This is a genomic window from Thermomonas sp., from assembly GCF_041905325.1.
Lineage (GTDB): Bacteria > Pseudomonadota > Gammaproteobacteria > Xanthomonadales > Xanthomonadaceae > Thermomonas.
The window spans coordinates 165676-180876 of sequence record NZ_JAYRLK010000005.1; the positions used below are offsets into that span (position 1 = coordinate 165676).

General features: G+C 67.7%; 11 protein-coding genes and 1 other RNA gene. 4 read left to right on the top strand and 8 right to left on the bottom strand.

Annotated features, from left to right (window positions below):
* Positions 1-3111, top strand: coding sequence for an efflux RND transporter permease subunit (locus ACE3OK_RS07585; RefSeq protein ID WP_374248930.1), 3111 nt, complete (start codon positions 1-3; stop codon positions 3109-3111).
* Positions 3112-3117: 6 nt separating this feature from the next.
* On the opposite strand, the gene ACE3OK_RS07590 is transcribed toward ACE3OK_RS07585, so the two are convergent.
* A complete protein-coding gene (locus ACE3OK_RS07590; RefSeq protein ID WP_374248931.1) occupies positions 3118-6132 on the bottom strand; it encodes a two-component regulator propeller domain-containing protein in 3015 nt (1004 codons plus the stop codon).
* A 31-nt stretch (positions 6133-6163) separates the two neighbouring features.
* Positions 6164-6733, bottom strand: coding sequence for an oligoribonuclease (gene orn / locus ACE3OK_RS07595; protein ID WP_374248932.1), 570 nt, complete (start codon positions 6731-6733; stop codon positions 6164-6166).
* A gap of 57 nt (positions 6734-6790) precedes the next feature.
* Between orn and ACE3OK_RS07600 the strand changes: the two genes are divergently transcribed.
* Positions 6791-7258 carry a DUF2721 domain-containing protein gene (locus ACE3OK_RS07600; RefSeq protein WP_374248933.1) on the top strand — a complete coding sequence of 156 codons (468 nt, stop codon included), beginning with the start codon at positions 6791-6793 and terminating at the stop codon, positions 7256-7258.
* Here the strand turns inward: ACE3OK_RS07600 and tadA are convergent.
* The 4 genes from tadA to ACE3OK_RS07620 all read right to left on the bottom strand — a co-directional run bounded on the left by tadA (position 7255) and on the right by ACE3OK_RS07620 (position 12692).
* Positions 7255-7752, bottom strand: coding sequence for a tRNA adenosine(34) deaminase TadA (gene tadA, locus ACE3OK_RS07605; protein ID WP_374248934.1), 498 nt, complete (start codon positions 7750-7752; stop codon positions 7255-7257). The genes ACE3OK_RS07600 and tadA overlap by 4 nt on opposite strands.
* A gap of 132 nt (positions 7753-7884) precedes the next feature.
* On the bottom strand, positions 7885-9444 hold the full coding sequence (guaA, locus tag ACE3OK_RS07610) for a glutamine-hydrolyzing GMP synthase (protein ID WP_374248935.1): 1560 nt from the start codon (positions 9442-9444) through the stop codon (positions 7885-7887).
* Positions 9445-9510: 66 nt separating this feature from the next.
* Positions 9511-10971: an IMP dehydrogenase gene (gene guaB / locus ACE3OK_RS07615; RefSeq protein WP_374248936.1), complete on the bottom strand. Its 1461-nt coding sequence runs from the start codon at positions 10969-10971 to the stop codon at positions 9511-9513.
* A 176-nt stretch (positions 10972-11147) separates the two neighbouring features.
* Positions 11148-12692, bottom strand: a complete 1545-nt coding sequence (locus ACE3OK_RS07620) for a transglycosylase SLT domain-containing protein (protein WP_374248937.1) — start codon at positions 12690-12692, stop codon at positions 11148-11150.
* Positions 12693-12792: 100 nt separating this feature from the next.
* Between ACE3OK_RS07620 and ACE3OK_RS07625 the strand changes: the two genes are divergently transcribed.
* Positions 12793-13200 carry a DUF6165 family protein gene (locus ACE3OK_RS07625; RefSeq protein ID WP_374248938.1) on the top strand — a complete coding sequence of 136 codons (408 nt, stop codon included), beginning with the start codon at positions 12793-12795 and terminating at the stop codon, positions 13198-13200.
* Here ACE3OK_RS07625 and ACE3OK_RS07630 read toward each other — a convergent pair whose 3' ends face one another.
* Entirely contained in the window at positions 13201-14256 is a 1056-nt protein-coding gene (locus ACE3OK_RS07630) for a glycosyltransferase family 9 protein (RefSeq protein ID WP_374248939.1), read from the bottom strand.
* A 21-nt stretch (positions 14257-14277) separates the two neighbouring features.
* On the opposite strand from ACE3OK_RS07630, the gene ACE3OK_RS07635 reads away from it, so the two are divergent.
* Complete coding sequence (locus tag ACE3OK_RS07635; RefSeq protein WP_374248940.1) at positions 14278-15021, top strand: 3-deoxy-D-manno-octulosonic acid kinase; 744 nt, start codon at positions 14278-14280, stop codon at positions 15019-15021.
* Between the two features lie 34 nt (positions 15022-15055).
* Here the strand turns inward: ACE3OK_RS07635 and ffs are convergent.
* Positions 15056-15152: signal recognition particle sRNA small type (ffs, locus tag ACE3OK_RS07640), an RNA gene on the bottom strand.
* Between the last annotated feature and the right edge of the window lie 49 nt (positions 15153-15201).

The following is a 15201-nucleotide window of genomic DNA, read 5'->3' on the forward strand; positions in this document are numbered from 1 at the left end:
ATGCTGACCCGGATCATCGAATGGTCGGCGCGGCACGTGTTCCTGGTGCTGGCGCTGACCGTGGCGCTCATCGCCGGCGGCATCCACGCGCTGCTGCACACGCCGCTGGACGCGCAGCCGGATCTGTCCGACGTGCAGGTCATCGTCTATACCGAAGCCCCGGGCCAGGCCCCGCAGGTGGTGGAGGACCAGATCACCTATCCGCTGACCACCGCGATGCTGGCGGTGCCGAAAGCAAAGGTGGTGCGCGGCTTCTCCTACTTCGGCGCGTCGTTCGTGTACGTGATCTTCGAAGACGGCACCGACCTCTACTGGGCGCGTTCTCGAGTGCTTGAATACCTCAGCTCCGCCGGCCGCCAGTTGCCCGCCGGGGTCACGCCCACGCTGGGGCCGGATGCCACCGGCGTCGGCTGGGTGTACCAGTACGTGCTGGAGAGCAAGCGCCATTCGCTGGATCAGCTGCGTGCGCTGCAGGACTGGTTCGTGCGCTATCCGCTCACCGCCGCCCATGGCGTGGCCGAAGTGGCCAGCCTCGGCGGTTTCGTGCGCCAGTATTCGGTGACGGTGGACCCGGTCAAACTGCGCGAATACGGCATCCCGCTGCAGCACGTGAACGATGTGATCGCGGCCAGCAACCGCGACGTCGGCGGGCGCTCGCTGGAGCTGGCGGAAACCGAATACATGCTGCGTGGGCGCGGCTATCTGCGCGGGATCGGGGACATCGAAAACCTGGTGCTGAAGGCCGACGGCGGCGTGCCGGTGTTGGTGCGCGACGTCGCCCACGTCGAGCTGGTGCCGGACGAACGCCGCGGCATCGCCGAACTCGACGGCGAAGGCGAAGCAGTGGGCGGCATTGCCATCGCCCGCTATGGCGAGAACGCGCGCGCGGTCATCCTGGCGGTGAAAGAGAAGCTGCAGGAACTCCAGTCCGGGCTGCCGGAGGGCGTACGCATCCGCAGCGTGTATGACCGCTCGCAGCTGATCGACCGCGCCATTGCCACCTTGCGCAGCACACTGCTGGAGGAAAGCCTGATCGTGGCGCTGGTCTGCGTGCTGTTCCTGTTCCACGTGCGCAGCGCGCTGGTGGCCATCATCATGCTGCCGGTCGGGGTGCTGATCGCCTTCATCGCCATGCGCGCGCTGGGCATGAACTCCAACATCATGAGCCTGGGCGGGATCGCGATTGCCATCGGCGCGATGGTGGACGCCGCCATCGTGATGATCGAGAACGCCCACAAGCACCTGGAGCGCGACGACGGCAGCAAGCCGCGCGCGCGGATCATCGTCGAGGCCTGCCGCGAAGTGGGGCCGGCGCTGTTCTTCAGCCTGCTGATCATCACCGTCTCGTTCCTGCCGGTGTTCGCGCTGGAAGCGCAGGAAGGCCGGCTGTTCAAGCCGCTGGCGTTCACCAAGACCTTCGCCATGGCGGGAGGCGCGCTGCTGTCGGTGACGTTGGTGCCGGTGCTGATGCTGCTGTTCGTGCGCGGCAAGATCGTGCCCGAGCACAGGAACCCGGTGAACCGGCTGCTGATCGCGCTGTACCGGCCGGTCATCCACGGCGTGCTGAAGCACCGCGCGCTCACCCTCGGCGTGGCCGGGCTGGTGCTGCTGGCGTCGCTGTGGCCGGCATCGAAACTGGGCAGCGAATTCATGCCCACGCTCAACGAAGGCACCCTGCTGTACATGCCCACCACCCTGCCCGGCCTGTCGGTGACGCAGGCGCAGAAGCTGTTGCAGCAGCAGGACCGCATCATCAAGTCGTTCCCGGAGGTGGAATCGGTGTTCGGCAAGGCCGGCCGCGCGTTGACCGCCACCGACCCGGCGCCGCTGGAGATGTTCGAAACCACCATCAACCTCAAGCCGGAAGACCAGTGGCGCGATGGCATGACGGTGGACAAGCTGATTGCGGAAATGGACAAGGCGCTGCAGTTCCCCGGCGTGGCCAATGCGTGGACGATGCCGATCAAGGCGCGCACCGACATGCTGTCCACCGGCATCCGCACGCCGGTGGGGATCAAGGTGTTCGGCAACAGCCTGACCGAGCTGGAGCAGGCCGCGCGCGCAATCGAATCGGCGGTGCGCAAGGTGCCCGGCACCACCAGTGCCTACGCCGAACGCCTGACCGGCGGCTATTACCTCGACATCGTGCCGCAGCTGCCGCAACTGGCCCGCTACGGGCTGTCGGTGGGCGACGTGCAGGACGTGGTCGCCAGCGCGCTGGGGGGGCAACTGGTCACCACCACGGTGGAAGGCCGCGAACGCTTCGGGGTGATCGTGCGCTATCCGCGCGAACTGCGCGACACGCCCGAGCAGATCGCAACGCAAGTGCTGGTGGCCACACCCGGCGGCGCGCAGGTGCCGCTGGGCGAACTGGCTTCGATCGACATCCGCAAGGGTGCGCCGTCGATCCGCACCGAGAACGCACAGCTGGCGGCCTACATCTACGTGGACACCCGCGAAAGCGACCTCGGTGCCTACGTGCGGCGCGCGCAGGAGGCCGTGGCCACATCGGTGCGGCTGCCGCCTGGCACTTACGCGAGCTGGAGCGGCCAGTACGAATACATGCAACGGGCCAAGGCGCGCATGCAGGTGGTGGTGCCGGTGACGCTGGCGCTGATCTTCCTGCTGCTGTATCTCAACTTCCGGCGCATCAGCGAAGCGCTGATCGTGATGCTGTCGGTGCCGTTCGCGCTGGTCGGCGGGGTCTGGCTGCTGTGGCTGCTGGGCTACCAGCTCAGCGTGGCGGTGGCGGTGGGCTTCATCGCACTGGCCGGGGTGGCCGCGGAGACCGGCGTGGTGATGCTGCTCTACCTCGACCACGCGCTGGAAGACATCCAGGCACGTTGCGCGACGGAAGGCCGGACGCTGTCTGCCTTCGACCTGCACCGCGCCATCGTCAGCGGCGCGGTGGAGCGCGTTCGCCCGAAGATGATGACGGTGGTGGCGATCATGGCCGGCCTGCTGCCGATCATGTGGAGCCACGGCACCGGCTCCGAGGTGATGCGCAGGATCGCCGCACCGATGGTGGGCGGCATGGTGTCGTCCACCGTGCTGACGCTGGTGGTGATCCCGGTGATTTATGCGTGGATCAAGGGGCGGCGCATGGATTGACTCGGCTCAGCCGCACACCCGGTTGCGGCCATCGTCCTTCGCCTCATACAACCGGGTATCGGCGCGACTGACCAGTTTTTCGTGGTGGCCCAGGCCGGTGCGCTCGGCCACGCCGACACTGACGGTCAGTTTCCAGCCCGGGGCGTAGCCACTGCAGTCGATGGCCTCGACGGCCTGCCGCAGGCGTTCGCAGAGTGCGCGCGCCTGTTCCAGCGGCATCCCCGGCAGCAGCACCGCAAACTCTTCGCCCCCCCAGCGCGCCACCATGTCGGGCAGGCCCACGCCATCACGCAGCGCGTGCGCCACCGCGATCAGCGCACGGTCGCCGGCATCATGGGAATAGCTGTCATTGACCTGCTTGAAGCGGTCGATATCGAACAAGGCGAAACTCAATGGTTGGTTCTTGCGCACCGCGCGCTGGAACACCTGCGCCAGGCGACTGTCCATGCTGCGGCGATTGCCGATGCCGGTCAGCGCGTCCTCGTGCGCCATCCGCTCGAACGCCTGCGACTGTTGCCGCAGGCGGTCCAGCAGCACGGATTTTTCATGATCGGACTCGCGCAGCCGTTCCGTTTGCGCGTGCAGGTCGGCGGTTCGCTGCGCCACCATCACTTCCAGCTGCACGGCATGCCGGCGCAGGCTGCCCACGCGCCACCGATAGAACCCGTACGCCAGCAGCAACCCCAGCAACACCGCCACCGCAATGAAACTGCGCCGCTGCCAGGGCTGTGGTGCGATTTCGACATTGATCGACGTGATGTCCCGGCTCCAACCCTGCCCCAACCCCGGCGCGGAGACCTCGACCTCGAAGCGGTAGCGGCCGGGGCCGAGGTTGGTGTACTGCGCCAACCGCTCGCTGCCACGCTCCATCCAGCCGTCATCCACCCCCACCAATCGATAGCGATACCGCAGGAAACGCGGCATCACGAAATTGGGGGCCACGTAATGAAATTCCAGCTTGCTGGTACCTGCGGGCAGGCGCAGCACCCGGTTGGTGGGCAGCGGCTTGTCATCGGCCAGCACTTGCTCCAGGACCACGCGTGGCAGCGGCCTGCGGTAGGCCTTCAGGGTGCCGGGGGCGACCATGGCTGCCCCATGAGCCGTGGCTACCCAGATGCGGCCATGGCTGTCGCGCAGGGCGGACGGGCCGGAGCCGCCATTGCATTGGGCGCTGATCAGTCCGTCGGCCTCGCCGAAATGATCGAATGCCAGCCGATGGTGCCGGCCCGCCAATACCGCGTCGACTTCACTGCGTGCCACCCGCAGCACGCCGCGATTGGATGTCAGCCAGAAGGAGCCCAGGCCGTCATCGACCACCGCGAACAGGGTGTCTACCGGCAGGCCGTTCTCCAGCCCGATGCCGGCAAGCCGGCCGTTGCGTTCACGCAACAAGCCGCGATCGGTGGCCATCCACACCGTGCCATCGGCGTCCTCGTGGAATCCGAACACCACTTGCGTGCCACGCAGGGAATGCACGTCGAGCGGATGCACCTGGTCATTGACGACCCGCGCCACACCGTCCGAGGTCGCCACCCACAAGCTGCCGTCGCGGGCCGTCAGCAGCGCCGTCACGAACGCGCGCGGCAAGCGTGGCCCAAGGTCCACGCGGTGGTAGTTGCCGTCACGCAGGCGCACCAGCCCGCGGGTCGTGCCGATCCAGACATCGCCGTCCCCACCGATCGCCAATGCGCGCACCTGGTTGCTGCCCGGCATGCCGGCGGCATTGTCGTAGCGCGCCACCACCTTGCCATCGCGCAACCGCAACACGCCGTCGGTGTAGGTGCCCACCAGCAGGCTGCCATCGGGGACTTCCAGCAAACTGAGGATGGAATCACCCGGCAGCCCGTCGGCATGCGTGTAGTGCGCCACGATGGCGTCGTCGCGCCACAGGTTGAGGCCGCGGCCGGTGCCGACCCAGATGCCGCCATGGCGGGACTCGGCCACCGCCCGGACATAGTCATCGGTCAGGCCTTGCTCCACGCCCCAGGTGGTGAACGGCGGATTGCTCAGGCGCATCAGCCCGGCATCGGTGCCCACCCACACGCTGCCCTCGCGGTCGACCAGCAGCGACACCACGCGATTGTTCGGCAATTCGCGGCGACTGGTGAAGTGCTCCACGCCGCCATCGTCGAGGCGGAACAGGCCATTGTTGACGGTGCCCACCCACAGCTTGCCATCGCCATCCTCGGCCAGGCTGGGAACGGCGTCATTCGGCAACGCCGAAGACAACGGCGTGAACTGATCGCCACCGATGCGGCGGTACACGCCGCGCTCGGTTCCCACCAGCAGGGTGCCGTCGCGCCGCTGCAACAACCGCAGCAGCGGCGCATCCGGCAGGCCCGCCGCCACCCCCAGCGTGGTGGCGCGGCCATCGACGACATGCACCAGGCCGCCGGTGGTGGCGACCCACAGGCTGCCATCGCGATCTTCCTCGATGGCCGCGACCACGTCGCCGGGCAACCGGCCATTGCCGCGATTGAACTGCGTGACCTTGCCATGGTCGAGCAGGGTCAGGCCCTTGCTTTCGGTCGCCACCCACAAGCGGCCCGCGCGATCCAGCAGGGCATCCAGGACCTCGTCCTGGGCCAGGCCATCGGCCTCGCCCCAAGTTTGCCAATGGTCGCCCTGCTTGACGGTGACGCCGCCTCGCGCGGTGCCGATCACCACCGCACCATTGGCCGCCACGCGCAGCGAGCGCACGCCGTTGTCCCGCAAGGCCGGGGTGTTGCTGCGGTCGAACAGCTGGAACTCCAACCCGTTGTAACGCACCAGCCCTTCCCACGTGCCAAGCCAGATGTAGCCATCCGGCGTCTGCGCGATGGCCTTGATCTGGTTGTGCGGCAGGCCCTGGCGGGTGGTCCAGGTTTCGCGATAGAACACCGAGATCGGCTTGTCCGGAAAACCGCGCGACATTGCCGCAGCGGCCGGCCGTGCCGGCAGCGCCGCACGTGCGGGACTTCCGCCCGCCATGGCCAGCAATGCCAGCAGCGATGCCAACAACAGGGTGCGGACGGAACCCATCAGTGGCTTGCCCCCTCCTGCCCTGCGGGGATCAACCCGGCGGAAGCCCGGCCAACGTCCCCATGTGACCGCGATAGTGCCGCAGTTCGGCGATGGAATCGTGTACGTCGCTGAGCGCGGTGTGCGCGGAGGTCTTCTTCACCCCTTCCAGCACCTTGGGCGACCAGCGCCGCGCCAGTTCCTTGACCGTGCTGACATCCAGGTTGCGGTAATGGAAATGGCGCTCCAGTGCCGGCATCAGGCGCGCCATGAAGCGCCGATCCTGGCAGATCGAGTTGCCGCACATCGGCGACGTGTTGGCCGGCACCCACTCGCGCAGGAACGCCAGCGTGCGTGCCTCGGCCTCGGCCAGCGGCACGCCTTCTTCCAGGACACGCCGCCAGAGCCCGGACTTGCCGTGCTGGTTGCGGTTCCAGTCGTCCATCGCCTCCAGCGTCGCCAGCGGATGGGCGATGGCCAGCTCGGGCCCCTCGGCCAGCACGTTGAGCTGGCCATCGGTGACGACGGTGGCGATCTCGAGGATGCCGTCGCGGTCGGTGTCGAGCCCGGTCATTTCCAGATCGATCCAGATCAGGCGGTCATTGGGGGCATCCGTGGACATGGGCTCGCATCATCGGGACGGGATGGGCATGATAACGGCACACGTCCGGAATCCTGCATGCTTCCGCCAGCATCCCCCCTGATCGCGGCACCGCACGCCATCCTCAACGCGATGTTGGCGCCTGCATTCTTCCTCACCGCCACCGCCGCCCTGCTGGCCTCCGCCAACACCCGGCTGGCGCGGGTGGTGGATCGCCTGCGCGCGCTGATCGTGAGCTGGGAGCGCGATGCGCCGGATGCCGGCGACCGCGAAGAACAGATCCATCGCCACCGCCAACGCGCGCATCTGGTGCTGCGGGCCTGCCGGCTGCTGTATGGCGCGCTGGCCAGTTTCGTGGGTACCAGCCTGGCGCTGGCGGCCGATGCCCTGCTGGATTCGACGCTGGGGGCATTGCCCACCACGATGGCGGTACTGGGCGTGTTGTTCCTGCTGGCAGCCAGTTTCGCGATGTGGCGCGAAGTCAGCCTGGCGGTGAAGAGTTTCGACCTGGAACTGGATCAGGGCATCCCGCGCAAGCGCGCTTAACCGCCTGCACGCGGTTTGCCACGCCGCATGCGGAAGTAGTCCGTCAGCAACGGCCCGGCAATTTCCGCCAGCACGCCGCCGGCCACCTCCACGCGATGGTTGTGGCGCGGGTCGGCCAACAGGTCGAACACGCTGCCGGCGGCGCCGGTCTTGGGATCGAACGCGCCGAACACCACCCGCGCCATGCGGGCGTGCACCATCGCCATCGCGCACATGGCGCAGGGCTCCAGGGTCACGTACAGCGTGCAGCCAATCAAACGATGGTTGCCGAGGGCCGCGCCCGCGCGCCGCATCGCCACGATCTCGGCATGCGCGCTTGGGTCGCATTCCGCGATGTTGCGGTTCCAGCCCTCGCCGACGAGGTTGCCGTCGGCATCCACCACCACCGCGCCGACCGGGATCTCGTCGTCCTCGTCGCGCGCACGTTCGGCCAGCGCGAGGGCATGGCGCATCCAGCGCTGGTCGTTGGTCGTGGTCGAATCCGGATCAGTCACGCGCAGACCTCGTTTCGTTCGGGGCTCATGCGGCCGTCCATGGTGCAACGTTCCTGCCTTCGGATCGCCCGACCCGGCCATCCATGGCCGGTCAATGAACCGCTTGCGCGCCATGGCGCGCAAACAAGCGATTCATTCCCATTCGATCGTGGCCGGCGGCTTGCCGGAGATGTCGTAGACCACGCGCGAAACGCCGCGCAGTTCGTTGATGATGCGGTTGGACACGGTGCCGAGGAAGTCGTACGGCAGGTGGGCCCAGTGCGCGGTCATGAAGTCGATGGTCTCCACCGCGCGCAGCGCGATCACCCATTCGTAGGCGCGCGCGTCGCCGACCACGCCCACCGACTTCACCGGCAGGAACACCGCGAACGCCTGGCTGGTCTTGTCGTACAGGCCGGCCTTGCGAAGCTCGTCGATGTAGATGGCGTCGGCCTTGGCCAGCAGTTCGGCGTACTCGGGCTTCACTTCGCCAAGGATGCGCACGCCCAAGCCAGGGCCGGGGAACGGATGGCGATAGACCATCTCGCGCGGCAGGCCCAGCGCCACGCCCAGCCGGCGCACCTCGTCCTTGAACAATTCGCGCAGCGGCTCCACCAGCCCCAGCTTCATGTGCTCGGGCAGGCCGCCGACGTTGTGGTGGCTCTTGATGACGTGGGCCTTGCCGGTCTTGCTGCCGGCCGACTCGATGACGTCCGGGTAGATGGTGCCCTGCGCCAGCCACTTGGCGCTCTTCAGCTTGGCCGATTCCTCGTCGAAGATCTCGACGAACAGGTTGCCGATGATCTTGCGCTTGGCTTCCGGATCCGACACGCCCTGCAATTTCTCGAAGTAGCGGTCGGCGGCGTTCACGCGGACCACCTTCACGCCCATGTGCTCGGCGAACATCGCCATCACCTGGTCGCCCTCCTGCCACCGCAGCAAGCCGGTGTCCACGAACACGCAGGTCAGCTGCTCGCCGATCGCCCGGTGCAGCAGCGCGGCGACCACCGAGGAATCCACGCCGCCGGACAGGCCGAGGATCACTTCGTCCGACCCCACCTGCTCGCGCACGCGGGCGACCTGGTCGTCGATGATGTTGGCCGCCGTCCACAGGGTGGCGCAGCCGCAGATGTCGACCGCGAAGCGGCGCAACAGCGCCTCGCCGGCGGCGGTATGGGTGACTTCCGGATGGAACTGCACGCCGTAGATCTTCTTCGCGTCATGGGCGAAGGCGGCGATGCCGAGGCGGTCGGTGCGGGCGGTGACGGTGAAGCCCTCCGGCGCGCGGGCGACGTGGTCGCCGTGGCTCATCCACACGTTGCGCAGCGCGTCGGTGGTGGCCACCTTCGACAGCAGCGCGTCCTCGGCGATGATCTCCAGCGCGGCGTGGCCGAATTCGCGCTGGTTGCCGGCCTCGGTGGCGCCGCCCAACTGCACGGCCAGCGTCTGCATGCCGTAGCAGATGCCGAGGATCGGCACGCCGGCCTCGAACACCTGCGCGGGTGCCGCGGGGCAGCCGGGCTCGGTGGTCGATTCGGGGCCGCCGGACAGGATGATGCCCTTCGCACCAAACGCGGCGATCTCGGCCGGATCGTGGTCCCAGGCCCAGATCTCGCAGTACACGCCGAACTCGCGGATGCGGCGCGCGATCAGCTGCGTGTACTGCGCGCCGAAGTCGAGGATCAGGAGCTTGTCGGAGTGGATGTTGGTCATGTGCTGGCTGTTTTTCGTCATTGGATACAACAAAGGGAGTCTTGCGGCTCCCTTTGCGTGGATGGATCACCCAGCCCGGTAGTTCGGCGGTTCCTTGGTGATCTGCACGTCGTGGACGTGGCTTTCGCGCTGGCCCGCGCCGGTCACCTTGACGAACTGCGGCTTGTTGCGCATGTCGTCGATGGTGGCACAACCGACGTAGCCCATCGTCGCGCGCAAACCGCCCACCAACTGGTGCACCACGCCCGACAGCGGGCCGCGCACCGGGACGCGGCCCTCGATGCCTTCCGGCACCAGCTTGTCGGTGTCGGCGGCATCCTGGAAGTAGCGGTCCTTGCTGCCTTTTTCCATCGCGCCCAGGCTGCCCATGCCGCGATAGCTCTTGTAGCTGCGGCCCTGGAACAGTTCGATTTCACCCGGCGATTCCTCGGTGCCGGCGAACAGGCCACCGATCATCACGCTGGACGCACCCGCCACCAGCGCCTTGCCGATGTCGCCGGAATAGCGGATGCCGCCATCGGCGATCAGCGGGATGCGGTCCTGCAACGCGCTCGCCACCATGTCGATGGCGGTGATCTGCGGCACACCCACGCCGGCCACGATGCGGGTGGTGCAGATGGAGCCGGGGCCGACGCCCACCTTCACCGCATCCGCGCCCGCGTCCATCAGCGCCAGCGCGGCGTCGCCGGTGACGATGTTGCCACCCACCACCTGCACCTTCGGGAAGGTCTTCTTGACCCAGGCCACGCGCTCGATCACGCCCTGCGAATGGCCGTGCGCGGTGTCCACCACCACCACGTCCACGCCGGCCGCCACCAGCGCTTCCACGCGCTGCTCGGTGTCGCCACCCACGCCGACCGCAGCGCCGACCAGCAACCGCTCGCTGGCGTCGTAGGCCGCATTGGGGTTGTCGGACTTCTTCTGGATGTCCTTGACGGTGATGAGGCCGCGCAGCGCGAACTCGTCGTTGACCACCAGCACCTTCTCGATGCGGTGCTTGTGCAGCAGTTCCAGCACCTCGTCGTCGCTGGCGCCCTCCTTCACCGTGACCAGTTTTTCCTTCTTGGTCATGATGTGGCGGATCGGATCGTCCAGCTTCTTCTCGAAGCGCATGTCGCGACCGGTGACGATGCCGACCAGATGGCCGGACTCGTCCACCACCGGCACGCCGGAAATGTTGCGTGCGCGGGTGAGCTTGAGCACTTCGCCGATGCTGGTGTCGGGCCCCACGGTGAACGGGTCGCGGATCACCCCGGCTTCGAAATTCTTCACCCACGCCACCTGCGCGGCCTGCGCCTGCGCGGTCATGTTCTTGTGGATGATGGAAATGCCGCCCAGCTGGGCCATCGCCACCGCCAGCCGCGCTTCGCTCACGGTATCCATCGCCGCCGACACGATCGGCAGGCGGATGCGCAGGTCGCGGGTGAGGCGCGTTTCCAGCGAGACATCCTTGGGCAGGATGGTGGAGTGCGCGGGGACGAGGGAAACGTCGTCGTACGTCAGTGCTTCAGCCTGGATGCGCAGCATCGGCAGTCCCGTGGGGAAGTGGGGAAGCGCGTCATTGTAGCGCGTTTTCCTGCCGCCTTCGGGCCTGCGGTGACGGGCTGCGGCGGCGGAACGCGACGGAAACGGTGTCGGGGCGGGTACGGGCCCGCCACCACCGCTCCAGCGCCGCGCCCCGCAAAGGCAGACGGTGACGCCGGTCAGCCCTTGCAACCCGCCAGCGCCAGGGTTTGGCCCGGCTTGATGGCGTAGCGGGGTTTCTTCAGCTTGTTGGAGTGCGCCAGGTCGTCCAGCTCGCATTGGAACTTGCGCACGATGCTGCTCATGGTGTCGCCACGCCGCACCTTGTAGGTCCTGGGCTTGGCCGCCCTGGCCGGGGCCTTCCGCTCCACCGTCGGTGCGGCGGCCGGGGCCGGCATGGCATCGGTGGCGGCCAGCGGGCCCACCGGCATCGGGTCGCCCACCCGCACCAGCGCCGACTGCACGTTGCTGGCCATCAACTGCTTGGCCATCGCCAGACGATTGCCGTGGGCGCAGTTGAAGCGATACAGCCAGCTGATGCGGAAAGTGGCATTCAGGGTCGTGCCCGCCGGCAGTTGCTCGTCGGCGCTCCAGCGCGGATTGAGGTTGCGCAGCGCACGCAGGTAGCCATCGCGCGAGCCCCAGTTGCCCAGGCAGATGGTCAACTCGTACAGGGACGCCGGTTGCGCAAGGCTGATCGAGGATTGCCGGGTGCTGACGCTGGGCCAGCGGATGCCGTATTCCTTCGGGTGCAGGAACAGCCACGCGGCGGCGATCACCATCGGCACGTAGTCCTTGGTTTCCGCCGGAAACTGGTTGTACACGTCGGGGTCCCAGAAGCTGCGGCCGCCGGTCTCACGGAACACGCGCAGCGCGCGGCCTTCGCCGCCGTTGTAGCCGGCCAGCGAGAGCTCGATGCTGTTGCCCAGTTGGGCCATGCGCTCGCTGAGGTATTGCGCGGCGGCATCGGCGCTGGCGCGCGGGTCGTAGCGGGTATCGAAGCCGCTGCCGTCGTTGCCCAGCCCGAAACGACGACCGGTGGCGGGCATGAATTGCAGCGGCCCCACCGCACCGGCGCGCGACCCCACGTGCACCTTGCCGTTGGACTCCTTGGCCATGATGCCGAACAGCAAGGCCTCGGGCAGGCCGTACTTCCTGAACGCGGGTGCCATCATGTCCTGCATGTAGCGGTAGTTCTCGTAGCTGTCCATCAGCGCCGGCCGCATGTCGGTGAGCCAGCGGCGGATGCCGGCCTGCACCGCCGGGTTGAACTGCACCATCTTGACGAACCGTTGCCCGTCCTCGCTGAGCAGCGACGCGGCGTTGGCGTTGGCGGGCACGTTGGTGGCGGCGAAATCGCGCTCGTCGAGCGGCTCCACATCCCCATCGCCGGGCATGCCGTCGTCGAACTGCGGGGTGGCCTTCAGCAGGCGCTCGTAGGTGGTCAGCATGGCGTCCACCGCGCAACCGCGCTGCCTGGTGCAGGCGTCCACCACCGCCTTCATTTCGGCAAGCGCCGCGGTGGTGGTGGCAGCGGCAGCCTCCTCGCTGTCGGCCAGCATCGCATCGCGGTAACGCTTTTCGGCGGCGTCCATGCGCTGCTGCAATTGCGCGACCGCGGCGGTGTCCTGCTTCCTGGCATCGGCCCGGGCCGGCGACATGGACAGCATCGCCCACAACGGCAGCAATGCGGCGGCAACGATCAGGCTGGAACGCTTCGGCATCAGGCAAACAACACGCAATACGGGGCCGCAGGTTAGCCGCGCGGGCCCGGGCCGGCAAGCCGGCGGGTACACTGGGGGCCCTTTCCGCAGCCCGATTCCCATGTCCGAGATCCTGGTCCCCGTGTCGTTCGGCGAGTTGCTGGACAAGATCGCCATCCTGCAGATCAAGTCCGAGCGCATGCACGATGCGGCCAAGCTGGCCAATGTGCGCAACGAACTGGCGGCACTGGAAAAAACCTGGGCGGCGCATCCGGCGGCGACACAGGACATCGCCACGCTGCGCGCCGAATTGAAGGCGGTCAACGAGCGCCTGTGGGTGATCGAGGACGACATCCGCCTGAAGGAAAAAGCGCAGGCCTTCGATGCCGAATTCGTGAAGCTGGCGCGCAGCGTCTATTTCGAAAACGACATCCGCGCGCGGGTGAAGAAAGACATCAACCTGGCGCTGGGCTCGGCCTACGTCGAGGAAAAGTCGTACCAGGATTACGGCACCGGCAACGGTGCCTGATCACCCCGCCTCGGCGCGGTAGCGTTCGAACGCCGCCACGGCATCCGCCACGCTTACCAGGTCCATCACGCCCTCGGCCTCGATCTTCGTACCCCAGGGCAGTTCCGCCGCGGGTCGGCCGCGGTACTTGCGCGCGGCATCGTCGTAGCGGTCCACGCAATAGCGGCGGTCGGAATACGGGCCGCTGCGGCCGGGGTGGGTGGCCGCGTGCAGGCCCAGCACCTTGGTGCCCATCGCGTTGGCGATGTGCATGGGGCCGGAATCGGGCGTCACCACCAGGTCGGCGCGCGCCAGCAGCGCCGGCAACTGCTTGAGGGTGTCCTTGCCGATCAGATCCAGCACGTCACTGCGCTTTGCCATCGCGGCAAGGATGGCGTCGCCGGTGTCGCGTTCCAGTGCGCTGCGCCCGCCGCACAACACCACCCGCCAGCCCTGCGCAACGGCGTGGTCGGCCAGCGCGGCATAGCGGTCGGCGCGCCAGTTGCGCAGCGCGTGGCTGGAACACGGCGAGATCAACAGGGTGTCGCGGCCATCCTCGTCCCACTGCGCGTGCGCCCAGGCATGGGCATCGGCGGGCACCGGCAGCTTCCACGCGACCGGCAGCGCCGGCAGCCCCAGCGGCTCGCGGAAGCGGCCGATGGTGTCCAGCACGTGCCCGCCGGCGTGCTCGGGAATGCGCTCGTTGATGACCAGCCCATGCCCTTCCTTGCTGCGCAGGCGGTCGTAGCCGATGCGCCGCCGCGCCGGGATGAAGGCCGACAGCAGGTTGGCGCGCGCGGACAGCTGCAATTGCAGCAGCGCATCGAAACGCTGGCCCAGTTCGCGGCGCAGCGCACGCATCCCGGCCAGGCCGGTCGCCTTATCGAATTCAACCAGCCGCACGCCCGGCAGGCCGTCCAGCAGGCGGCGCTCGGCCTTGCCGACCACCCAGGTCAGCTCGGCCTGCGGCAAGCCTGCGCGCAGGGTGTGCACCAGCGGCAGCACATGGGTGACATCGCCCAGCGCCGACAGGCGCAACAGGCAGATCGAACGCGGGGCATGGGTATTTTGGGGCACGCGGTTGCTACACTCGCAGGAATGACCGGATTCGACGCCAACGAGCATCTGACGCCGTTCCGCGATGGGCGCGGATACGGTGCGATTCTGTTCGACCGCACGCATGTCCGGCAACCCGAGCCAAGCTGGTTCGACCCCGCGCACTGGGGCACGGCGGCCGAGGCGGTGACCGAGGGGGGCCGCGGCGCGGCCTGGTTCATCGATTTCGGCCAGGGCGATGCGCTGCTGCGGCACTACCTGCGCGGCGGGCTGATCGCCCGGTTCAGCCACGATCGCCATCTGTGGCGCGGCATCAACCGCGTGCGCAGCTTCGCCGAGTTCCGTCTGCTGCGGCAATTGCGGGCCAGGCAACTGCCGGTGCCGCTGCCGTATGCCGCCCTGTATCGGCGCGAGGGTGTGCACTACCGCGCGGCGATCCTGATGCAGCGCCTGCATGACGTGCGCCCACTGGCATCGCTGGCCGCCACCGGGGACGCACCGTGGGAAGACACGGGGCTGCTGATCGCCCGCTTCCATCGCGCCGGCCTGGACCATGCCGACCTCAATGCGAACAATATTTTGTTCGATGCGCAAGGGCGTGGCTGGATGATCGATCTCGACCAATCGCGCCTGCGCATTCCCGCGACCGGCTGGCGCGAAGCCAACCTGCAACGGCTGCTGCGCTCGTTGCGCAAGTTGCGCGGCGAACGCAGCCAGGAACAGGTGGATGCCGGGTTTGCCCGCCTGCATGCGGCCTATGAGCTGGTCTGGAACAAGGGTTACTGAGGCAGCACGGCAATCAATGGCGGAAAAGGCGGCGGCCCCGCCGGCTGGCCTCGGCGCCCGCGTCAGTCGATACCGTTGCTGCCTTCCGGCCCTGGCGGGGTTTTCAACCTAGCGTCGCGAGGGGCCGACGGGGCCACCATGGATGTCTGGCCGCGGAACTCCGGCCGTCGCCGCATGTGG

Coding starts and splice junctions, on each gene's coding strand:
- ACE3OK_RS07585 (WP_374248930.1), top strand. CDS start 1: ATGCTGACCCGGATCATCGAATGGTCGGCGCGGCACGTGTTCCTGGTG.
- ACE3OK_RS07590 (WP_374248931.1), bottom strand. CDS start 6,132: ATGGGTTCCGTCCGCACCCTGTTGTTGGCATCGCTGCTGGCATTGCTG.
- orn (WP_374248932.1), bottom strand. CDS start 6,733: ATGTCCACGGATGCCCCCAATGACCGCCTGATCTGGATCGATCTGGAA.
- ACE3OK_RS07600 (WP_374248933.1), top strand. CDS start 6,791: ATGCTTCCGCCAGCATCCCCCCTGATCGCGGCACCGCACGCCATCCTC.
- guaA (WP_374248935.1), bottom strand. CDS start 9,444: ATGACCAACATCCACTCCGACAAGCTCCTGATCCTCGACTTCGGCGCG.
- guaB (WP_374248936.1), bottom strand. CDS start 10,971: ATGCTGCGCATCCAGGCTGAAGCACTGACGTACGACGACGTTTCCCTC.
- ACE3OK_RS07620 (WP_374248937.1), bottom strand. CDS start 12,692: ATGCCGAAGCGTTCCAGCCTGATCGTTGCCGCCGCATTGCTGCCGTTG.
- ACE3OK_RS07625 (WP_374248938.1), top strand. CDS start 12,793: ATGTCCGAGATCCTGGTCCCCGTGTCGTTCGGCGAGTTGCTGGACAAG.
- ACE3OK_RS07635 (WP_374248940.1), top strand. CDS start 14,278: ATGACCGGATTCGACGCCAACGAGCATCTGACGCCGTTCCGCGATGGG.